A 22,500-nucleotide genomic window follows, 5' to 3' on the forward strand; every position below is an offset into this window, starting at 1 on the left:
CTAGTGAGAGTAGTGGCGTGACCGTTGAAGTTCTTGTAATGAGAACAGAGGAATAGCCACAAGTCAATTTTAGAAACAAATCGGAAACCCTAATCATTTTCATAGGTTCGTGTAAGACAACTAGCAACACGTCCGATAGGAAGTGATTAACTATGAATGATGTAGTTCAAAAGGAACTAAAAGATAGCAAGTTGCGACATGCTGAATACTACGGTATGACACCAACGTTTGATTTGCTGTTCAAAGAAAGTTCCGAGAATGCGATATTCAAAAACCTAATGCAATATATCGTATCTGATGATAACTTGCTACTAGCGTACAGAAATATCAAACGTAATAAAGGAAGTTACACAGCAGGTATTGATAAATTGACAATCAAGGATATTGAAAAACTTAGTGCAAATGAATACCTATCCATAATGAAGAAAAGATTTTCTTGGTATCAACCGAGGCGTGTCAAAAGGGTAGATATTCCTAAACCAAATGGAAAGACAAGACCATTAGGAATTGCATCTATTTGGGATAGGCTGACACAGCAAAGCATTCTTCAAGTGATAGAACCTATCTGCGAAGCAAAATTCAATACTCACAGCTACGGATTTAGACCTAATAGGTCAGTGGAACAAGCAATCGTTGATTGCGGTCATAGAATTAACTTTAATCAATGTCGTTATGTGGTTGATGTGGATATCAAAGGCTTCTTCGATGAAGTATGCCACAGCAAACTCATGAAACAACTTTGGACTATTGGCATCAGAGACAAACAACTATTAGCAATCATTGGGAAAATGCTGAAATCACCTATTGTCATGCCTAACGGCATAGTGATAATTCCAACAAAAGGAACACCGCAAGGTGCAGTTCTTTCTCCTCTGCTAGCAAATATTAATCTAAACGAGTTTGACTGGTGGATATCAAAGCAATGGCAAGGACGTCGCTGTAAAGAAATTATAAACCAGTATGCCAAAGGTAAAGGTGAAGTTAAATCAAATCATTATCGCAAATTAAGGTCAAGTACAACACTTAAGGAGTTCTACTATGTCCGGTATGCTGATGACTTTAAAATATTTTGCAAGGACAAGAAGACTGCTGAACGCATCTACCATGCAAGTAAACAGTGGCTTGAAGATAGGTTACGTCTACCAATTTCAGAAGAAAAATCCCAAATAACTGATTTGTGGAATGAAAGAAGTACATTTTTGGGATTTGAGTTGAAAGCCGAAAGGAAAGCTGATAGATATGTTATGCACACTCATGTATCGCAAAAAGCAATAAAAAGCATAAGGTATCAGCTTAAAACTCAAATACGAGCCATTCAGAAAAGCTCAAACTCAAAAGAAACAGTGGCTGAAATTAGTAGATATAACGCTTTGGTATTAGGTATTCATAATTACTATAATATAGCTTCGCATGTAGCGTCTGATGTTAATGGCATCCATTACTCTGTGATGATAAGCCTTAAAAATCGGCTACGTGGATTGAGTAAAACAAGCAATTATAAGACAAAAGACAAAGGTATTATGAAATACATGAAGTCGAAAAATATGAGGTATTTGCTTGATATGCCGATTATCCCTATTGGCTATGTTAAACAACGAAAACCATTAGGCAAGAAAAGTTCGACTAATAAGTACACCCCGCAGGGGCGTGTAGAAATTCATAAAAACCAGAGTCTAGTGTCTGAATATATGCTTCAATGGTTAAGAGAGAATCCTATTATAAATGAACGTGCTACAGTTGAGTACAATGACAATCGTATATCAAAGTTTGTCGCTCAACATGGAAAATGTGCTATCACAGGCAGGGAACTGGCTTTCAATGAAATCCACTGTCATCACATTATTCCTCATCATGAATCAAAAGATGATAGATATGTAAATTTAGTGGTCATACATCATGATATACACCTACTTATTCATACAAATGACCCTAAAAATATAAACAAGCTCTTAACCTTATTTGATCTCAACGAGATCCAACTTGAAAAACTTAACAAACTAAGAAAGAAAGTTGGAAACAAAGCTATATAACAATATTGAATAATATAATCGTATTAAAAAGAACTAATATTATCAGATTAGGGAAAACAAAGATATGTTTAAATTGATGGAACGCCGTATGCGGTGAAAATCGCACGTACGGTGTGGAGCGGGGGAAAAGTTGGAGATAGCATCAAAAACTTACCTATCGCTATAGCAGCGAAAATTCAAAGGGAAGTTGGTTATTTGCCGGGTGAAATTTCTTTTATTGAAGGAATGAACGGATTAGAATTTCTGAAGTTAATGCAAGGTATGCGTGGGCTAAAGGATACGAAAAGACGAGATGAATTAATAGAACGTCTACAATTCGATGTGAAAACACCGATTCGAAAAATGTCTAAAGGAATGAAACAAAAAGTAGGAATTGTCGCTGCTTTTATGCATGAGCCAGAAGTGTTAATTTTAGATGAACCGACTTCAGGGCTCGATCCACTTATGCAGCAAGTGTTTATAGATTTAATAGTAGAGGAAAAGCAAAGGGGAAAAACAATTCTTATGTCGTCGCATATTTTCACTGAAATTGAGCGTACATGTGACCGAGTAGCGATTATTAAAGATGGTCGCCTTGTAACGGTTGAAAATATTCATGATTTACAAAGTATGAGACGACAAGTGATAGATGTAACCGTATCATCAGAGGAAGAGATTAAATCTCTTACGCAATGTAATTTGCAATTTGAAGCGGTAAAAGGTAGAGAGGCATCGATTATCGTACAAGGAAACTATCAAACTGTTTTACAAATACTTTCAAACTATAATGTAACGGCACTTCAAACGAGAGCAATGGATTTAGAACATTTATTTATGCATTATTACGATAAGAAAGAAGGGGTAAAGCATGAATAAGCAATTGTTTTTAGCTAGTTTGAAAGAGACGCAAAAAAGTATTTTGAGTTACGCAACTGGTGCAGCCCTATATTTATGGTTGTTAATTTGGATATTCCCTTCAATGGTATCAGCGAAAGGTTTAAATGAATTAATAAGCGCTATGCCTGATAGTGTGAAAAAAATTGTTGGCATGGAAAGTCCGATTCAAAACGTAATGGATTTTTTAGCTGGTGAGTACTATAGTCTATTGTTTATTATCATATTAACAATTTTTTGCGTTACAGTTGCAACACATTTAATTGCCCGGCATGTAGATAAAGGGGCGATGGCATATTTATTAGCGACACCTGTATCTAGAGTGAAAATTGCAATCACGCAAGCCTCTGTTCTCATATTAGGACTACTAATTATTGTAGTTGTTACGTATGTAGCGGGCATAGTAGGTGCGGAATGGTTTTTACAAGATAATAATTTAAATAAAGAATTATTCCTGAAGATAAATATAGTCGGAGGGCTCATATTTTTAGTCGTTAGTGCTTATTCATTTTTCTTTTCTTGTATATGTAATGATGAAAGAAAAGCACTTAGCTACTCAGCAAGTTTAACTATTTTATTTTTTGTACTAAATATGGTAGGTAAATTAAGTGATAAGTTAGAGTGGATGAAAAGTCTATCGTTATTTACACTGTTTCGTCCAAAAGAAATTGCGGAAGGAACGTATAATATATGGCCGGTAAGTATAGGTTTAGCTGCGGGAGCGCTTTGTATTTTTATAGTAGCGATTGTATTGTTTAAGAAGAGGGATTTACCGTTGTAGAGTAGAAAGTCCACTATATGAGTGGACTTTTTTTGATGAGGAGGAAACGAATGAGTTGCAGCTATATGTAAATGATGTAGAAAAGTCATTATTGTTTTATAAAAAAATAATTGCTTTAAAGTTGTCGATCCAAATGGATATCTCCTCAGAGTTACGTATAAAAAAGGGTAAACATGAAAAATGTTTACCTTTTTTTATGGAAATATTCAAAAAAATGAACCTTTTTCTAGGCTCATACGTCTAATACATGTAAAGTTAAATTTGAAGCGAGGATGAAACAGGAGGAGCAATTGTGAAAGTAATCCCTTTATATAAAATGATTGTAAAAGAAGAAACTGATGTTTCTTTAGCGAAAAAAGGTGATCATAAAGCGTTTATAGCGCTTATACATACGGAAAAAGTGAAGATGTATCGCATTGCAAAGGCTATGTTACGTGATGAGACAAATATAGAGGATGCGATACAAACAACAATTTTAAAAGCCTATGAAAATATAAAAAAATTAAAGAAGGAAGAGTTTTTTCAAACTTGGTTAATTCGAATTTTAATGAATGAATGTAATAACATTATTAGAACGTATAAAAAGATAATTGTGACAGAAGAGAATGATTACAATATGAGTGCGTGCGATCAGTATGAAGATATAGATTTGTGTAATGCGATTCAATCGTTACATGAAGAGTTAAGAGCTGTTACGGTACTTTATTATTATGAAGATATGAATCAAGAGAGTATAGCGAAGCTTTTAGAAGTACCAAAAGGAACAGTGAAATCGAGATTGGCACGTGCGAGGGAACAACTACAGAAACGATTAAAGATGGAATAGGGGGTGCAAAGGATGGATAATGAAAAAATATTTGATGAGAAATTAAAAAAGAGAATAAACGAAGAGAATGTTATAGTACCGCCAGAGTTAAATGAAAAGATTAATCGTACACTACATAGTCTTCCGGTAAAAAAGAAAGGTTACAGGGTTTATATGATGGTTATAAGTGCTGCTGTTCTAGCACTTTCCATTGTGTCTATGTCGGAGTTTTCTGATCAAATTTTTGCTCAAAACGGCGGAGTGTTTGAATATGTAAAGAAAAAGGCATTTTCTGATTACGAAAATGAAGAGGAAATAAAAGCGAATGCAAATTATCCAGATAAAGAAAAGATTCATGAAAAGATGCTAGATTCCATTGATCATTTTAATAATATTTCAGGACAATTTGAGGAATATTCTAGTTCGTCAAGAATTGCTACAACATACAAATATGCGATTGATACGGAGCAACAAAGAGGAATCTCTTCAAAAGAAGACAAGCTAACGAAAAAACGAACCTTTATATATAACGAGGGCAAGAAAAAAGAATTTGATGATGAGAAGTATACGTACAAAGAAACAAAATGGAGCCCGAAAGAAAGAAACTATGAACTATTAAAATTAAATCCTACGGGAAGGTTATTGAGAAAATCAGGTGAGAAAAAAAGATATGATGATGAATATGTGGGATTCGCGAAGTATAGTATTCAATCCGAATTTGCTGATCTATTAATTCGATATAAAGATTGGAATTATAAAGAAACGAAGTATCTTGGACTGGATTGCTACAAAATAGAAGGGACAATAAATATAGAAATGCCTGTAAGTACATCTGAAGATTTAAGAGGGAAGTTTGAAATGGTTGTAGAGAAAAATACAGGGATTATGCTAAAATTCCTTAGTTTCCACGAAGGTATGATTCAATATTCGATTACAACAGAATGGATACAAATAAACAAAGGATTGAAAGAGAATACATTTCAAAAGGATAGCGCTAAGTATGAAAAATTGAAAAATATATTAGAGGAATAGAAAACGGAGGGAACGATATGGAGAATACCTCTTCTTCAAGAGAGAAGAAAAATAAACGAAAATATAAGAAGACAATGATAATCAGTGTACTGTTAGTAGTATTACTATTTGGCGGAGTTGGATATGGTACTTATATATATATGAAAACTTCTAATCTCGTACAAAAATCTAGTTTGAATTTAGCACGTGGTGAAAAATCGAATTTACGTGAGGAAACTGTAAAACCGATTACGAATAATGTTTCACTTTTAATTATGGGAATTGATGAAAATCAAGAACGACAAAAGGAGTATAATGGTGCATTTCATACAGATGCACTACTGTTAGCTACTTTTAATAAAGATGATAAGACTGTGAAATTAACGAGTATACCACGTGATACATACACATATGTTCCGGTTGAAAAGAAAAAAGATAAAATAACGCATGCATATGGAAGTGGTTTCGTTAAAAATGGTAAAGATGGAGGGCCGCAAGCTTCAGTGGAAGCGGTAGAAAAGTTATTACAAGTGCCTGTTGATTATTTTGTAAAGTTTAATTTTAATTCATTTACTAAAATTGTTGATGGATTAGATGGGATTGAAGTAGATGTCCCAGTTGAATTTACGGAGCAAAATAGTAAAGATGAACCTGACGCGATCCATTTGAAAAAAGGACTACAAAAATTAACAGGAGAAGAAGCACTTGCATTAGCAAGAACGCGTCATATTGATAGTGATGCAATGAGAGGGCAGCGGCAACAACTTGTTATGGAAGCGATTTTAAGTAAATTAAAAAGTGTAGGATCGATTACGAAGCTAGAAAAAATAGTTGAGGCGGTTGACGGTGATTTTAAAACAAATTTAGTAATGGATGATATTTTATCTTTTTATAAATACGGTTTAAATTGTTCGATTGAAAAAATTCAATTAGCTGGTGATGATTTATATTTACCTAATGGTCCAAATGGGCAACGTGTATATTATTATAATCCTAATAAAAAAGATCTACAGAGTTTGAGCAATACTCTTAGAACACATCTAGGATTAAGTGAAAAGCAGATTGAGGAAAATTAAAGCAGATGTAATGTCTGCTTTTTTATTATGTTAAATAGCATGTCGTTTATGTACAAATGTTATATACTATTTTCAGATTTAAGATAATAGTGTAACATAAAGTTGTAGTTTAAGTGAAATAACAGGGGGGCTATTACATAGAATATATCATTAGCAATTATTGAAATAGTATGGGAGAAATGAAAGAAACAGGGGAGTATCAAAAATGAGAATCGTAAAGAATTTAACATTTCAAGTTATTGTGGCCATTATTTGTGGTATTGCAGTAGGAGCAATTTGGCCGAGTGTTGGACAAGAGATGAAGCCAATTGGTGAAACGTTCATCAATATGATTAAAATGGTTATTGCACCGATTATCTTTTTAACAATTGTGCTTGGTATTGCAAGTATGGGAAGCATGAAAAAGGTAGGTCGTGTTGGTGGGAAGGCACTATTATATTTTGAAATTGTTACAACAGCGGCTTTAATTATTGGTATCATCGTAGCGAATGTTGTACGTCCAGGAGATGGATTAGATCCCTCGAAACTAAAAGGCGGAGATGTTTCACAATATGTACAAAGCGGGCAAGAAATGAAATGGATGGATTTCTTTTTACATATTGTGCCGTCTAACATGTTTGAAGCATTTGCAAAAGGTGATATTTTACAAGTTTTGTTCTTCTCCATTTTATTCGGTGCAGGGTTAACGATGTTAGGGAAGAATGGACAACCGGTAATCGACTTTTTTGAAAGATTATCGAAAGTATTTTTTAACATTTTATCCATCGTAATGAAATTAGCACCGGTTGGAGCATTCGGCGGGATGGCGTTTACAATTGGCAAATATGGTTTAAGTACACTTATTCCACTTGGTAAATTAATGATTTGTGTATATGCAACAATGGCATTATTTGTTTTTATTGTTTTAAATTTCATTTGTAAATTTTACAAATTTAGTTTGTGGAAATATTTAGCGCATATTAAAGAAGAATTACTTATTGTTCTTGGGACATCATCATCAGAATCAGTATTGCCGCGAATGATGATAAAGATGGAAGACTTCGGATGTTCGAAGCCGGTAGTAGGTTTAGTCATTCCAACGGGGTACTCTTTTAATTTAGATGGAACAACAATTTATTTATCGATGGCTACTATATTTTTAGCACAAGTCTTTCACGTCGATCTTTCACTAGGTCAACAATTAACTATAATAGCTATTTTATTAGTTACATCTAAAGGAGCAGCGGCAGTAACAGGCGGGGGATTTATTGTATTAGCCTCTACTTTGTCAGCAATGAATGTTATCCCACTAGAAGGGTTAGCGCTATTACTTGGTGTAGATCGTTTCATGTCAGAAGCACGTGCTATCGTTAATTTAATTGGTAACGGTATTGCGACTGTAGTTGTTGCAAAAAGTGAAAATGAATTTGATGAAGAGAAGTATACGAGAGTAATAGAGGAAATGAAAAAAGAGAACATGGCCGGATAAAAAGTCAGCTTTGCTGACTTTTTTATTTTTGTAGAAAAGAGGTTTGTTACGATATACATTATTTATTAACAATAATTTACAGGTTTTTTATAGTGGAAGGATATAAAGACTATTAAATCAATACATAAGATTCAATAAAATATAGTGTTTCGAAAGATTATGGAATTTTTATGAATATTACTGTAATAAAATGATTTTTTAAAAATTTTCAATAATAACACTTTACAAAACTCAAAAAATTAGTAGAATAATAGTTAATAAGAATCTTCTGATAAATATATAAAGAAAAACAGAATTATCAGAAAATTCTTAAATGAGAGCGTTAAGAATTAGGGAGGGTACAGAAAGTGAAAAAGAAAAAAATGAAAAAACTAACAGCAGTTGTAGCACCAGTTTTAGCAATGAGTATGGCATTAACAGCATGTTCTACATCAGGTGGAGATAAGAAGACAAGCACAAATTCTAGCTCTGGCGGAGATAGCAAATCAGAAGAAAAATTAGCAGCGAAACAAGTACTAAATCGTACTGAAACAAATGAGATTCCAACAATGGATACTTCTAAAAATACAGATACATTAGGTTCTCAAATTTTAGGGAACACAATGGAAGGTTTATATCGATTAGATAAAGATAACAAACCAATCCCAGCTGCGGCAGAATCAAGCACGAAGAGTGAGGATGGTAAAAAATATACATTCAAATTACGTAAAGATGCAAAATGGTCAAATGGTGATCCTGTAACAGCGAAAGATTTCGTATATGCTTGGCAACGTCTATTAGATCCAAAAACAGCTGCTGAGTATGCATTTATCGCATTCCCAATTAAAAATGCAGAAGCTGTTAATAAAGGTGAAAAACCTGTAACGGAACTAGGAGTAAAGGCAGTAGACGACCTTACTTTAGAAGTTGAATTAGAACAAGCAGTACCATACTTCTTAAACTTAGTAGCATTCCCATCATACTATCCGTTAAATGAGAAATTTGTAAAAGAAAAAGGGGATAAATTCGGTTTAGAGTCTGATACGACAGTATATAACGGACCGTTCGTTCTTACTGATTGGAAGCATGAGCAAGGCTGGAAACTAAAGAAAAACGATCAATATTGGGATAAAAAGACTGTAAAACTAGACGAAATTAACTATAGTGTAGTAAAAGAAGTAGCGACAAGAGTAAACTTATATGATACAAATGCAATTGATTTTGCACTTCTATCGGGTGAATTCGTTGATAAGTATAGAAACAATAAAGAAGAGTTTGGCACATACTCACAAGTAAGTACTTACTTCTTACGTATGAACCAAAAACGTGGCGGGCAAGATACACCGTTAAAGAGCCAGAAATTACGTGAAGCTATCGCACTTTCAATCGATAAGAAAAATCTATCAAACGTTATTCTAAATGATGGATCTAAACCTGCGGACTTCTTAGTACCAAAAGGATTAGCAACTGGACCAGACGGTAAAGACTTCCAAGAAACATTTAAAAATGGTATTAAACCAGATGCGAAAAAAGCAGCAGCTGCATGGGATGAAGCGAAAAAAGAGCTTGGAAAAGATCAAGTTACAATTGAGCTATTAAACTATGACACTGGTAATGCGAAAAAAGTTGGGGAATATGTAAAAGATCAAATTGAGAAAAACTTAAAAGGTGTAACTGTTAATATTAAACTTCAACCATTCAAACAAAAACTGAAATTAGAAACAGAGCAAGATTATGATTTATCATATGCTGGTTGGGGACCTGACTACGCTGACCCAATGACATTCTTAGATATGTTCCAGTCTAATCATTCTCATAACCAAATGAGCTTCGCTGATCCGAAGTATGATGATATGATCAAAAAAGCTGGCGGAGAATTAATGGGTGACGCGAAGAAACGTTGGGAAGAGCTAGGAAAAGCTGAGAAATTACTTCTTGAGCAAGATGTAGCGCTTGTACCTTTATACCAACGTGGTGATGCATACGTTCAAAAACCAAACGCAAAAGGCATCGTTCACCATAACATTAGCCCAGAGTATAGCTTCAAGTGGGCATATATGACTGAAAAAGATGGAAAATAATTTTAAACGATAATACTGTCTTTAAGTGGATCTATATAGGTTTCTTAGCTTATTTTTTAGCGAGAATCTCGTTGTCCACAATAGAAAGATAAAATGATAGGGCATTCCAAAAGTAGACTATTTACTTTTGGAATGCTCTTTTATTATGAGATTAAATGTAAATGCATCGATAGATATAAATAATTTGTATAGTAACAACTGTGAAAAATATCTTTTACTATCACAAAAAAATAATTTTTATAATTTTCCAAAAATAACTTTACAAAAATAGAAAAGTTAGTAGAATATTAATTAATAAGAATTTTCTGATAACTAATTATTAGGAAATTACTCAAATCTAGTTTCGTACATATAATTGGGGAGGGTACAAAAATGAAGAAAAAGATGAAAAAGTTCACGGCGGTTGTAGCGCCAGTTTTAGCGATGAGTATGGCGTTGACAGCGTGTTCTGGATCAGGTGGAGAGAAGAAAACAACTACGACGTCTAGCGGTGGTGGGGAAGAGAACAAATCCGAAATTAAATACGCAGCAAAACAAGTATTAAATCGTACAGAGAATCAAGAAATTCCGACGATGGATACGTCTAAATCTACTGATACGTTAGGGTCACAAATTTTAGGGAACACGATGGAAGGATTATATCGTCTTGATAAAGATAATAAGCCGATTCCAGCTGCTGCAGAATCTAGTACGAAAAGCGAGGATAGCAAAAAATATACATTTAAATTACGTAAAGATGCAAAATGGTCGAATGGTGATCCTGTAACAGCGAAAGATTTCGTATTTGCATGGCAGCGTTTACTTGATAAAAATACAGCGTCAGAATACGCATTTATTGCTTACTATATTAAAAACGCAGAAGCAATTAATAAAGGTGAAAAACCTCTAACAGATTTGGGGGCAAAAGCAGTAGATGATTATACACTAGAGGTAGAATTGGAAAAGCCAGTACCATATTTCTTGAATTTACTAGCATTCCCGTCATACTATCCGTTAAATGAAAAATTCGTAAAAGAAAAAGGCGATAAGTACGGTTTAGAAGCAGATACAACGGTGTATAACGGGCCGTTCGTGATGTCTTCATGGAAACATGAACAAGGATGGCAGCTAAAGAAAAATGATAAGTATTGGGATAAGAAGACTGTGAAATTAGAAGAAATTAACTATAGTGTAGTGAAAGAAGTTGCGACGAAAGTAAACTTATATGATACAGGGTCAATTGATTTCACACTACTATCAGGAGAGTTTGTAGATAAATATAAATCGAACAAAGAAGAATATGGCGAGTATGCAGAATCAAGTACATTCTTCTTACGTTTAAATCAAAAGCGTAACGGACAAGATACGCCGTTAAAGAGCAAAAAGCTTCGTGAAGCAATTGCATTATCGGTTGATAAAAAAGGACTGGCAAACGTTATTTTAAATAATGGTTCAAAAGCAACAGATCAATTAGTACCAAAAGGACTTGCGACAGGACCAGACGGTAAAGACTACCAAGATACATTTAAAAATGGTCTGAAATATGATCCGAAAAAAGGTGCAGCAGCGTGGGAAGCAGCGAAAAAAGAACTTGGTAAAGATCAAGTGACAATTGAATTACTAAGTTATGATGATGGAACTGCGAAAAAGATTGCTGATTATGTTAAAGATCAAATTGAGAAAAATTTAAAAGGTGTAACAATTAATACAAAAATTCAGCCGTTCAAACAAAAATTAAAATTAGAGACTGCACAAGATTATGAAATTTCTTATGCAGGTTGGAGTCCAGACTATGCGGATCCAATGACATTTATTGATATGTTTGAATCGAAGAGTCCATATAACCAAATGAGTTATTCAAATGCAAAATACGACGAAATGGTACAAAAAGCAGGTAATGAATTAATGGGTGATGCGAAGAAACGTTGGGAAACGTTAGGAAAAGCTGAAAAACTATTCCTTGAAGAAGATGCTGGGCTAGTTCCTTTATATCAAACAGGAAGAGCGTATGTAATGAAACCGACTGTTAAAGGAATTGTGAAACACAATATTAGTCCAGAATATAGCTTTAAGTGGGCGTATGTAACGGAAGGGAAATAAGAAAAAAGAGCGTTTGAAAAATATATTATTTATTTTTTTAAAACGCTCTTTTGCTATCCAATTAAATTTAAATAGATAGAGAAGAATAAGAAAAGTGGTACTTACATATAGTAGATGGGGGAGAATTCGTATAGTAGTAATAGATTGTTATTGGAGTAAATAAATTAATTATTATGAATATTTTTGAAAATACTTTACATTCCAAGAAAAATTAGTAGAATAATAATTAGTAATAATTTTCTGATAATTTAAATTGGAAATCTCTCAAAGTTAGTTTCGTACATATAAATTGGGGAGGGTACAAGAATGAAGAAAAAGATGAAAAAGTTTACGGCGGTTGTAGCACCAGTTTTAGCGATGAGTATGGCGTTAACAGCGTGTTCTGGATCTTCAGGTGGGGAGAAGAAAACGACAACGACAACGACATCTAATAATGGTGGAGAAGAGAAGAAATCTGATATTAAATATGCGGCAAAGCAAGTGCTAAATCGTACAGAAACGAATGAAATTCCGACGATGGATACTTCAAAAAATACAGATACACTTGGCTCACAAATTTTAGGGAATACAATGGAAGGTTTATATCGATTAGATAAAGATAATAAGCCAATCCCAGCTGTAGCGGAATCTAGCACAAAAAGCGAGGATGGCAAAAAATATACATTTAAATTACGGAAAGATGCAAAATGGTCAAATGGTGATCCTGTAACAGCGAAAGATTTCGTATTTGCATGGCAACGTCTAGTAGATCCAAAAACAGCTGCTGAGTATGCATTTATTGCTTACTATCTTAAAAATGCAGAAGCGATTAATCAAGGAAAAGGAGAAGTTTCGACATTAGGTGTAAAAGCGGTAGATGATTATACGCTTGAAGTAGAACTAGAAAGACCTGTACCATATTTCTTGAACTTAATGGCATTTGCGTCATACTATCCATTAAATGAAAAGTTCGTAAAAGAAAAAGGAAATAAATTCGGTTTAGAGTCTGATACAACACTGTATAATGGTCCATTTGTGCTTACAGACTGGAAACATGAGCAAGGCTGGAAATTAAAGAAAAATGATCAATATTGGGATAAAAAGACTGTAAAACTAGATGAAATCAACTATAGTGTAGTAAAAGAAGTAGCTACAAGAGTAAACTTATTTGATACAGGTGCAATTGATTTCGCACTATTATCAGGTGAATTCGTGGATAAGTATAGAAACAATAAAGAAGAGTTTGGGGCCTATTCGGAAACAAGTACGTTTTACTTACGTCTAAATCAAAAACGTGGTGGGCAAGATACACCTCTAAAGAGTAAAAAATTACGTGAAGCAATCGCATTATCAATTGATAAGAAAGCTTTAACGAATGTCATTTTAAATGATGGTTCAAAACCAGTCGATTACTTAGTACCAAAAGGTTTAGCAAGTGGACCAGACGGTAAAGATTTCGCAGAAACGTTCAAGAATGGTTTAAAACAAGATTCTAAAAAGGCAGCAGCAGCATGGGAAGAAGCGAAAAAAGAACTTGGAAAAGATCAAGTAACAATTGAACTGTTAAATTATGATACTGGTAATGCGAAAAAAGTTGGGGAGTATGTAAAAGATCAAGTTGAAAAGAATTTGAAAGGCGTGACAGTAAATATTAAGTTGCAACCATTTAAACAAAAACTAAAATTAGAATCAGACCAAGATTATGATTTTTCATATGGTGGCTGGAATCCAGATTATGCGGATCCAATGACATATCTTGATATGTTTGAAACAAAAAATTCGCAAAACCAGATGAGCTACTCAAATTCAAAATATGATGACATTATTACTAAAAGTAAGACAGAATGGATGGCTGATGCAAAAAAACGTTGGACAGAGTTAGGTAAGGCAGAGAAATTATTACTTGAGGAAGATGTAGCACTTGTACCTTTATATCAAAGTGCTAAATCATATGTTATGAAACCGAATGTAAAGGGAATTGTGAAACATAATATTAGTCCGGAATATAGCTTTAAATGGGCGTATATTGAAGAGAAATAAAAAAGAGAAGAGCATTTTCAAGTTGCGGTATCGCACTTGGGAATGCTTTTTTATGTGCACTAATTATGGATGGGTGAATATATGTATTATAGAAAATTTAAAGGAGAATTTTATGAAACGAAACACATACATCGATTTCCTAGCTTATTATGGAATAGGGAGTGCTCATCCTGGTGGTTTTACGTTAACAAAACAACTGTTAGCACAATTGCCTTTTAGATATGGAGCAAATGTCCTTGAACTCGGCTGCGGTACGGGGAAAACAGCAGCGTATATGACAAAAGAGTGTGGTTATAAAGTAACAGCGGTTGAAAAGAATGAAATTATGATTCAAAAGGCGAAAGATAGATGGTCGTTTGAGGGAATAGATATTCAATTAATTGAAGGGAGTGTAGAGCAATTACCATGTTTGCATGAATCATTTGAGTTCGTACTCGGAGAATCGATACTCGCTTTTACAGAAAAAGAAAAGGTTATTTCAGAGTGCTATCGTGTATTACAGAAAGACGGTAAGCTTGTTGTCATTGAAATGATTATTGATAGGCACATTGATAAGGGAGAGGAAGAAAAAATCGCTCAATTATACGGGATGAAAGAACTATTAACTGAGAGCGAGTGGGTACAATTATTTCAGAAAGCAAATTTTCGGCGGGTTACTATTGCTGGCGGTGGTACAATTGCAGAAACAATCTCTAGCTATATAGAAGAGCCAGAATGGAATGTATCACAATTTATTCCGAATGAGTTATATGAGGCATGGGTGCAACATGAAAATGTACGACTTATGTATCAACATATTTTAGGTCATCGTATTTTTATATGTGAAAAATAAAGAAAAAGAGTTGGCTAAAGATAGTCAACTCTTTACTTATGTTAAATGAAAAATAATGCAGCTAATGTAATTCCGAAGATGAAACCAAATCCGAGTTCAACACCCCAGCCACAACCGCCGCCACCCCAGCCGCCGCAACCACAATTACTGCAACCACGACCGCCACATCCACAGCCGCTGAATCCACCACCACAACCAAATCCGCAACTATCACATCTGCTAAGGCCGCCGCAAAGGTCGCAACCACCATTTGCATAAGCGTCATAGTATCCGAATCCTGAATCAAAAGATGAGCGCTGTTGCACCGGTTCAATCCATACAGAGCTTTGTGTCACATCGATTATTTTACCTAAATGTATACGGCCATCACGGTCTTCAATCCGAACAACTTTTCCGAAGTAACGTCGGCACGTATCATAACATTTTTGTCTATGCATATTCATTCCTCCTTCCCCATTACAGTAATACGATATGTAAGGGGGACAAGTGCGGCTTGTACGAATGCCCTAACTATCATAATTGTTATAGGAAAGGGGAAATATAGGAAGAGGATATATAAGGAGGAAAAGGCATGAAATCTACAGATCAGTTTCAGACATACGAAGTACCGTGGGAAGAGTTTATTGAAGCATTGCGAGAGGAAATGAAAAAGCAAGTAGGGGCAGACATTATTGATACAGTAGTTTGCAATTTAGAAGATGGCTTTGAAGTGTATACATATGTGCAGGGGGATTTGGATTTTGAATACAAGGAAGCGCTGGAAAGAAAATACGGGAGCGATGCAAAAACTCCTAATGTGTTAACAATTATGTTATTAGCTAGCATTTATCGTACAAGTGAAGAGAATATACGCTTGCATGCGGATCATAAAGATAATCCGATTGTTGAAGTGTATGTGAAGAAATGAAACACGCTGTGAAGGCGTGTTTTTTATTTGTCCCGCATTAACGGACAGTAAAATCCCCATCTCAAAATTCAGCGGAAGCAAAGAAGGGAGGCAGGGGATCAATTGTCCGTAAAAGTCCGATTGGTTCAACTAATAATAAGCGGGGGTGAACACCCCCCCACTTATTAAAGTTTCACTTTATATGGTAAAATGTTAGAAAATTAAGAAAGATGGTGATGATTTGAAAATTAAACATCTTAATTTAACAGTTGCAGATGTAGTAGCTGCGAGAGAGTTTTTAGAAAAATATTTTGGCTTAACTTGTAGCGGAACAAGGGGAAATGGCTTTGCAGTTATGCGTGATAATGATGGATTTATACTAACTTTAATGAAAGGAAACGAAGTTCAGTATCCAAAAACATTTCATGTAGGATTTCCGCAAGAAAGTGAAGAACAAGTAAATAAGATAAATCAAAGATTGAAGGAAGATGGATTTTTGGTTGAGGCTCCTAAACGTGCACATGCGTATACGTTTTACGTTGAAGCACCTGGTGGATTTACAATAGAAGTGATGTGTTAAGTCAAAAATCAAACTTTTTGTTATGTGTTTTTAAAATAAAAAGTAGGAAAAGTCTGTTTTAAGTGTAAAGCTTAAACAGGCTTTTTTACTTACATTACCGGATAGAAAACGCTAGAAGGAATCATATTCAGTTTTTATAACTGTTTACATAATAAAGTTATGCTATGTTCGTTGTCCTAAAATACAAGTCATATATCTTGTATCCTCTCATAAATTTAAACATAGGAATTTGTCTACAAAGGTGGCGAAGCCTCATCATGAAAATTCGAATTTGTGCCACATTCATGTTGTTTCTATTAATATGGTTACATCCTTTTTGGACTTTTGCAAAAGGAGAGGAGGCAAAGGAAAGGGTCGTTTCACTTGTATATGATGATTCGGGCAGCATGAGAAATAACGATCGTTGGAAATATGCCAATTACGCTTTGCAAAGTTTAGTTGCGCTATTAGATGAAAAAGATACATTTTCTTACGTTCCAATGAGCAAGCCAAATGATCCATTAAACATTTCGTTAACGAAGGATAAGAGACAAACGGAAATTGAGGGAATTGGAGCATGGAAAACGTATTTAAATACTCCGTTTAGCGCAGTAGAAACGGCGATGCAATCTATAAAAAAGGAAGCCGATATAGATGGGAAACGTGAATTTTGGCTTATTGTGTTAACTGACGGGGCATTTAATGATTTAGAGAAAGATAAGGTTGGCGGAAAAGAACAAATTTTGCAGAAGCTAGCGCAGTTTAAGAAAGAAATGGATGTAAAAAAGATATCATTACATCCGGTTTTAATTACGATGGAAGAGGATTTAGGACAGCAAGAAAAGGTACAACTAAATACGTTTAAAGAAATATGGAAGAAAGAGATAAATGGAGTTACGATGCCATCTAGTGGAGAGGATGGTATTGTAAAAAGCGTCAATCAAGTGGCAGCATTAGTTGCAAATCGGGATCCGTTTTCCTCTGTTGAATCGATTGTAAAAACGAAAGTAGTAGGGAAGAAAGTAGAGATTACAACACCATTTCCATTAAAGCGTATGACGCTTGTACGACAATCGCCTTCTCTGCCCGATTATCAGGTCACACAAATTTCTAAACCGTTACAATTACAATCTTCTTTTTCCATACATGCACCAGGAGAAGCGAAATTGTTCGGAAATATAGTTCATATCAGTACGGAAAATGAGGAAGTTATTAAACCAGGAACTTATACGATAGAGGTGGACCAGGATATTGAGAAAGAAGGACTACAAGTACTAGTTGAACCGGCGCTTAACTATACTGTTTCTACTTATGACAAAGATGATCGTAGTCAAAAGAATGTGGAAAAAATGTATGAAGGTGTTACTGCTGTTATCGAAGCGAAGCCTACGGAATTACCAATTCAATCTTCATATTTTCAGGCAGAAGTAGAAATAGACGGAAAACAGTACCCGATGAAGTGGGACGATAAAAAACATGTATTTTACTACGAAATGAAGGTTGATAAAGGGCTAGTACGCGGGAAAGTTCATATGAACATAAAAGGATTTTACAGACAGACGAAAGAATTTAAAATCGAAACAACGAAAAAGCCTGAATTATCTCTTCGAACTGTCACGAAAGATTATGAAGAAAAAGTAACGAATTTAGAGAGTAGTAAACCATTTATTATACAACCACAGTTAGATGATAAGCCGATGACAGAAGAGGCTGTAAAAAAACTATTAAAATCTACTGGTGTCACATCTAAACAATCCATCAACTATGAAATAAAACAACATGGTAATCAAATTTATATTTATCCTCGACCTCATTACTCCGACACGTTCAATTTTACAGATACCGGCACCGTAGAAGCTACCATCGTAGTGCAGGATTCAAAGTTACAAGAAGTAAAGAAAAACATAAAACTCCACATTCAAGATGCGCCGTTTTATGAAAAGTATGCGCTTATTTTTAAGTTTGTTATTCCTATCACTTTATTACTGTTAATAATAGGAATAATCGTTTTAGGATGGATTGTCCGTCCGAGATTTCACCGGAAAGCATTATTGTATTACGAATGGGATCAAGAGGTAGCGAAAGATTGGTTATATCAATCTGAGCCAGAGTTACTTAAAAATAAATGGTGGAAGCATTATTTTGGTATTCCGTTTAGGGCAGAAAGAAAGACTGTGCAATCCGTTACGTTTATAGCGAAGAAAGGATCAAAATCGATATTTGTAGCGAAAGAGTCACAAGTAGTAGGAATGATTATTGATGGGATGTTTATAACAGAGGATGAGGTTGGAATGGAACATAAGACCCTATATCCAAATGAACTTTTAGTAATTGATAGAGGATATGGTAAGGAGATTTACAAATACGAGTGTGAATAGTAGGTGGGGAGAAGAGGAGAATGTTATCTTTCCCTCTCTTTTCAAACAAGCAAGAATAGGAAGGTGGTTCACATGACGTTACAAGTTCCAACGATATTAATTGGTTTAGGTGGAATCGGTAGTACTGTGACACATCAAATATATGAAAGACTACCTGAGGAGCGTCGAAAAAAGGTAGCAATGCACGTATTTGATACAGATGTGAATACATTGAGTAAATTCGATCATATTCGAAAGTTTAAGACGCAAACGAGCTCTAGTAAAACACCTAGGGAGTATATTGCGGGAGATCCGACGATTCCAGAGTGGTTTCCGATGGATCCAACTATACTTGATAAACCATTAACAGAAGGAGCAGGACAGTTACGCGTCATTTCCCGTTTAGCGTTACGTGCTGCGATGAAAGAAGATAAATTAACGTCTTTTTGGCAAGAAATCGAGAAGATTTTTCCAGTTACGAGCGATCAAACAGAATATGGAGTGCGTGTCATTATCGTAACATCACTAGCGGGCGGAACAGGTTCAGGAATGTTTCTACAAATTGCATTATATTTACGTGAAATGCTTCGAAAAAAACTGCAACATCACAACATTTTAATACGTGGTGCGTTTCTAATGCCGGATGTGTTAGTGAAGACGAGAACAGTTAGTGCGAAAGAGTTTGAAACGGTGCAAGCAAACGGCTATGCCTCGTTAAAAGAATTACATGCCATTACGCTCGGTTCTACTGGAGAGTTATCAAAACGCGGCGGGGTTACGATTGAATTAGAGTATCGACCGGATCAAGTAGATGAGGATGGGAGAACAAATCACACGATTAAACAACACCATTTACCGTACAATTATTGTTTTTTATACGATTACGAAAATTTACATGGACACCATCTGCATAATTTATCAGATTATATGGAGCAAATGGCAAATACGATTTATTTACAATTATTTAGTCCGATGTCTGCAAATCATTTTGCACAGGAAGATAATCAAATTCAGCAATTAGCAGAATCAAGCGGGAAAGGGCGATATTGCGGGGCCGGAACGGCAAAGATTATTTATCCATATGAGCATGTGTTAAAATATTGTGCTTTAAAATGGGCCGTGCAAGGTTTAGATGAATCGTGGCTTCATTTAGATCAATTGTTTCAAGAGAAGAAGCATAGATATGACCAAGATGTAAAACGTGGTATGCAGCGTGAAAAGCCAGAGCGCGGGAAAAGTTATTTAGAAGATTTAGAACATCTTGCTACTCGTCCAGAGCAGGCTCATATTTTCTATAGACAAATGTACAATGAAACGCGTGAAGGAGCAGAAGGCGGCAAGGTTGGTGTTGCGAAATCTAAACTGTTTTTAGAAGCTGTAGAGAGTTATGTACAGCGTACGGTACAAAAAGACGAGGAATTAAATCGTCTGCAGCATGAGTGTAAAATTTCGGCTGCGAAGCTAAAAATGACGGAACAAATGAAAGGTGAAGTAGCAAGGGTCGATCATGCGGTTCGTTTATATGCGTATGCGATTCCGAGCCGTGTACATGAACATGTAACGACACTTTTATATGACATGATTGAATCAGACCGTTTTTCACCGAGTGGTTCTGAAGGCCAGTCATATCAATTAAATACATGGTTTTTAAAGAAAACAGATCCAGTTCATCCAGTAGCAGCTCGTTTTATGTTGTATGAAATTCGAAAGCAGTTAGTGGAAAAAATGAATCGACTACATGAAAATAATGAACAAAAGCGTAATTTAATTCAAAATTACGATAAGAAATTTAATGTGAGTAACATTGATGGAACGGTAACAGCTGTACGTCGAGTAGAAATTGCGCAACAACAAGGTTGGTTCGGAAAAATGATTAATAACCAGCAGCGTTTATTTAAAAAGGAATTTGAAGATATTGTAACGCAGTACGTACACAAATTAAACGAATACCGTAAAGAAATGCTATTAGAACTCGTGTATCAATCGCTATATCAAGCGGTTAATAAAATGATTCAATATTGGGAAAGGTTTTTTGATAATTTACATGAAACACGTGAAAATTTATTGTTCGAAATTCAAAAACGAAGCAAAGAATTTGAAGGAAAAACAAACCCAACGAATGTATACGTATTAGCGGAAGAGAAGTTACAAGAAAAGATATGGCAAGATATGCAACAACATTTAAATTTAGGTGTATTACCGAAAGATATATCAGCAGAAATTTATATGAGCTTATACGGGGAATATTGCCGGGATGCGAAAACAGAAGAAATTCAATCGAAAAAGGTAGAAGACTTTTATCGTGAGCACATACTAAACTATTGTTACGATGAATTACAAATACGCTATCGCGATAAATTAGAGCTGAACATCGTTGAAGCATTACGAAAAGAAGCGGATTATAAAAATCGTGATCGTGATGAATATGTTCGTGAAAAAATTGAAGACTTGTTCCATTTAGCAAGTCCATTCGTGCCGAAAGTTTCTCATCATAGGGAATTACAATATTGGGGCATACATCCATCTTTAAAGAAAGAACTGCAAGAGGAATTAATGCAAGAAATGTTTAAAGAAAAAGATACAGTAAATGAAGCTTTCTCGCCATTTGAAGTCATTTGTTATCGTGCACATTATGGTTTATCACTACAAGACTTTCCTAAGCTTTCGTCTGGACATATTGCAAATGGATTTATGAATGATAAAGGTGATTATTTTCAGTCGTACTATCGCCGTGTAAACAAGTTGAATAGTAAAAAATCTAGTTTAACACCGCATTTAGATAAGTATTGGCATTTACCAGCATTCATGCCAGACTTAAATGCAACGCAAACGAAGTTAGATTATGATAAATGTAATCGAGCTCTTCTATACGCGTATATATATCGCTGGATTAGTTTAGTTGCTGTTGATGGTCAATTCGTGTATCAATATAACGGCGTTGGACGTAGTTTCTTAATTCAGTCGATGGGGAAAAATATTTCAAGCGAAAGTTATAAATTGCACAGAGCATTACTTCATAATCCGTTCATTTATGAAAACATCTTATCCAGATTTGAAGAAGAACAAGAAAAGGCGATGATACAAGGTGGACATTTATATACGCATCCATTTGTATTAGGTGCTCAAGATATTAGATGGCTACGTAAAGAGCATGTCCATAATATTTTAGATATGATTTTAATGTATGACCGTGAAGCGAAATATGATCCAACGTTAGAAGAAACTTCTGATGAATTATTAAGGTTATTCCTTGATGAAATTGAGTTATATTTCCAAAACTATTACGGTACAGGTGCCGATATGGTTGCCAAGAAAGAGAAAGAAATGTTTATTAAACAATTGTGGGATCGTTCGTACGCGAAAGGATACGTAGATCCAAATAGTGCGCCTTATAAAAAATGGCAAAATTTATTAAGCGTTCATGATGAAGAAGAAACGCCAAAAACGAATGTATAATGAATGAAAAGGGAATCCTTAAAAGTGGCAATACAACTTTAGAAAAGAGGGATTCCGATGCCGTTTTTAGGAAGTGTATATCAAATATTTGGATTGTATCCAGAAATTTATTATGGAATGATTTCAGCTGAGCTTGCGGAGCAGCAAAGATTGGAAGAAGTGGAAAACGAAGAACCGGAAACAGAAGCGTAACTATACAGGAATTTTC

General features: G+C 34.9%; 17 protein-coding genes. 16 read left to right on the forward strand and 1 reads right to left on the reverse strand.

Translation table 11 applies throughout. The features are described from left to right. The first annotated feature begins 152 nt into the window (after positions 1–152). From ltrA to QCI73_RS09980, 11 genes are all read left to right on the forward strand, one after another. Positions 153–2,030, forward strand: coding sequence for a group II intron reverse transcriptase/maturase (gene ltrA / locus QCI73_RS09930; protein WP_076868583.1), 1,878 nt, complete (start codon positions 153–155; stop codon positions 2,028–2,030). A gap of 111 nt (positions 2,031–2,141) precedes the next feature. Continuing rightward, complete coding sequence (locus tag QCI73_RS09935) at positions 2,142–2,885, forward strand: ABC transporter ATP-binding protein (RefSeq protein WP_483299584.1); 744 nt, start codon at positions 2,142–2,144, stop codon at positions 2,883–2,885. Beyond that, on the forward strand, positions 2,878–3,684 hold the full coding sequence (locus QCI73_RS09940; RefSeq protein WP_327922784.1) for an ABC transporter permease subunit: 807 nt from the start codon (positions 2,878–2,880) through the stop codon (positions 3,682–3,684). The genes QCI73_RS09935 and QCI73_RS09940 overlap by 8 nt, the downstream gene beginning before the upstream one ends. 292 nt (positions 3,685–3,976) lie before the next feature. Then, positions 3,977–4,510: an RNA polymerase sigma factor gene (locus QCI73_RS09945; protein ID WP_353822828.1), complete on the forward strand. Its 534-nt coding sequence runs from the start codon at positions 3,977–3,979 to the stop codon at positions 4,508–4,510. A 12-nt stretch (positions 4,511–4,522) separates the two neighbouring features. Then, complete coding sequence (locus tag QCI73_RS09950) at positions 4,523–5,521, forward strand: anti-sigma factor (RefSeq protein WP_353822829.1); 999 nt, start codon at positions 4,523–4,525, stop codon at positions 5,519–5,521. Positions 5,522–5,538: 17 nt separating this feature from the next. Continuing rightward, positions 5,539–6,576, forward strand: a complete 1,038-nt coding sequence (locus tag QCI73_RS09955; RefSeq protein ID WP_262725555.1) for an LCP family protein — start codon at positions 5,539–5,541, stop codon at positions 6,574–6,576. A 205-nt stretch (positions 6,577–6,781) separates the two neighbouring features. Beyond that, the gene (locus tag QCI73_RS09960; protein ID WP_262725554.1) at positions 6,782–8,044 is read left to right on the forward strand and encodes a dicarboxylate/amino acid:cation symporter; all 1,263 of its coding nucleotides are present in this window, start codon (positions 6,782–6,784) and stop codon (positions 8,042–8,044) included. 347 nt (positions 8,045–8,391) lie between these two features. Beyond that, the gene (locus tag QCI73_RS09965; RefSeq protein WP_029439690.1) at positions 8,392–10,104 is read left to right on the forward strand and encodes a peptide ABC transporter substrate-binding protein; all 1,713 of its coding nucleotides are present in this window, start codon (positions 8,392–8,394) and stop codon (positions 10,102–10,104) included. Positions 10,105–10,476: 372 nt separating this feature from the next. Beyond that, entirely contained in the window at positions 10,477–12,183 is a 1,707-nt protein-coding gene (locus QCI73_RS09970) for a peptide ABC transporter substrate-binding protein (protein ID WP_353822830.1), read from the forward strand. A gap of 306 nt (positions 12,184–12,489) precedes the next feature. Continuing rightward, the gene (locus QCI73_RS09975; protein WP_353822831.1) at positions 12,490–14,202 is read left to right on the forward strand and encodes a peptide ABC transporter substrate-binding protein; all 1,713 of its coding nucleotides are present in this window, start codon (positions 12,490–12,492) and stop codon (positions 14,200–14,202) included. 112 nt (positions 14,203–14,314) lie between these two features. Next, the gene (locus QCI73_RS09980) at positions 14,315–15,034 is read left to right on the forward strand and encodes a class I SAM-dependent methyltransferase (RefSeq protein ID WP_327922788.1); all 720 of its coding nucleotides are present in this window, start codon (positions 14,315–14,317) and stop codon (positions 15,032–15,034) included. A 41-nt stretch (positions 15,035–15,075) separates the two neighbouring features. Here QCI73_RS09980 and QCI73_RS09985 read toward each other — a convergent pair whose 3' ends face one another. Beyond that, complete coding sequence (locus QCI73_RS09985) at positions 15,076–15,471, reverse strand: hypothetical protein (RefSeq protein WP_042875367.1); 396 nt, start codon at positions 15,469–15,471, stop codon at positions 15,076–15,078. Positions 15,472–15,605: 134 nt separating this feature from the next. Here QCI73_RS09985 and QCI73_RS09990 point away from each other — a divergent pair, with 134 nt between their 5' ends. The 5 genes from QCI73_RS09990 (at position 15,606) to QCI73_RS10010 (ending at position 22,484) form a co-directional block, all read left to right on the forward strand. Then, positions 15,606–15,941 carry a hypothetical protein gene (locus QCI73_RS09990; protein ID WP_002194753.1) on the forward strand — a complete coding sequence of 112 codons (336 nt, stop codon included), beginning with the start codon at positions 15,606–15,608 and terminating at the stop codon, positions 15,939–15,941. 220 nt (positions 15,942–16,161) lie between these two features. After that, on the forward strand, positions 16,162–16,500 hold the full coding sequence (locus tag QCI73_RS09995; protein ID WP_144660857.1) for a VOC family protein: 339 nt from the start codon (positions 16,162–16,164) through the stop codon (positions 16,498–16,500). 257 nt (positions 16,501–16,757) lie between these two features. Beyond that, entirely contained in the window at positions 16,758–18,857 is a 2,100-nt protein-coding gene (locus QCI73_RS10000; protein ID WP_144660856.1) for a vWA domain-containing protein, read from the forward strand. A 72-nt stretch (positions 18,858–18,929) separates the two neighbouring features. Further along, entirely contained in the window at positions 18,930–22,292 is a 3,363-nt protein-coding gene (locus tag QCI73_RS10005; RefSeq protein WP_048550190.1) for a tubulin-like doman-containing protein, read from the forward strand. A gap of 57 nt (positions 22,293–22,349) precedes the next feature. Further along, entirely contained in the window at positions 22,350–22,484 is a 135-nt protein-coding gene (locus QCI73_RS10010) for a hypothetical protein (RefSeq protein ID WP_001116175.1), read from the forward strand. The last annotated feature ends 16 nt before the right edge of the window (positions 22,485–22,500 follow it).

Source organism: Bacillus cereus group sp. MG16 (genome assembly GCF_040459875.1).
Lineage (GTDB): Bacteria > Bacillota > Bacilli > Bacillales > Bacillaceae_G > Bacillus_A > Bacillus_A paranthracis.

Bases quoted from the DNA above. Each gene is read 5' to 3' on its own strand.
- ltrA (WP_076868583.1), top strand. From the start codon at position 153: ATGAATGATGTAGTTCAAAAGGAACTAAAAGATAGCAAGTTGCGACAT.
- QCI73_RS09940 (WP_327922784.1), top strand. From the start codon at position 2,878: ATGAATAAGCAATTGTTTTTAGCTAGTTTGAAAGAGACGCAAAAAAGT.
- QCI73_RS09950 (WP_353822829.1), top strand. From the start codon at position 4,523: ATGGATAATGAAAAAATATTTGATGAGAAATTAAAAAAGAGAATAAAC.
- QCI73_RS09955 (WP_262725555.1), top strand. From the start codon at position 5,539: ATGGAGAATACCTCTTCTTCAAGAGAGAAGAAAAATAAACGAAAATAT.
- QCI73_RS09960 (WP_262725554.1), top strand. From the start codon at position 6,782: ATGAGAATCGTAAAGAATTTAACATTTCAAGTTATTGTGGCCATTATT.
- QCI73_RS09970 (WP_353822830.1), top strand. From the start codon at position 10,477: ATGAAGAAAAAGATGAAAAAGTTCACGGCGGTTGTAGCGCCAGTTTTA.
- QCI73_RS09975 (WP_353822831.1), top strand. From the start codon at position 12,490: ATGAAGAAAAAGATGAAAAAGTTTACGGCGGTTGTAGCACCAGTTTTA.
- QCI73_RS09980 (WP_327922788.1), top strand. From the start codon at position 14,315: ATGAAACGAAACACATACATCGATTTCCTAGCTTATTATGGAATAGGG.
- QCI73_RS09985 (WP_042875367.1), bottom strand. From the start codon at position 15,471: ATGCATAGACAAAAATGTTATGATACGTGCCGACGTTACTTCGGAAAA.
- QCI73_RS09990 (WP_002194753.1), top strand. From the start codon at position 15,606: ATGAAATCTACAGATCAGTTTCAGACATACGAAGTACCGTGGGAAGAG.
- QCI73_RS10000 (WP_144660856.1), top strand. From the start codon at position 16,758: ATGAAAATTCGAATTTGTGCCACATTCATGTTGTTTCTATTAATATGG.
- QCI73_RS10005 (WP_048550190.1), top strand. From the start codon at position 18,930: ATGACGTTACAAGTTCCAACGATATTAATTGGTTTAGGTGGAATCGGT.
- QCI73_RS10010 (WP_001116175.1), top strand. From the start codon at position 22,350: ATGCCGTTTTTAGGAAGTGTATATCAAATATTTGGATTGTATCCAGAA.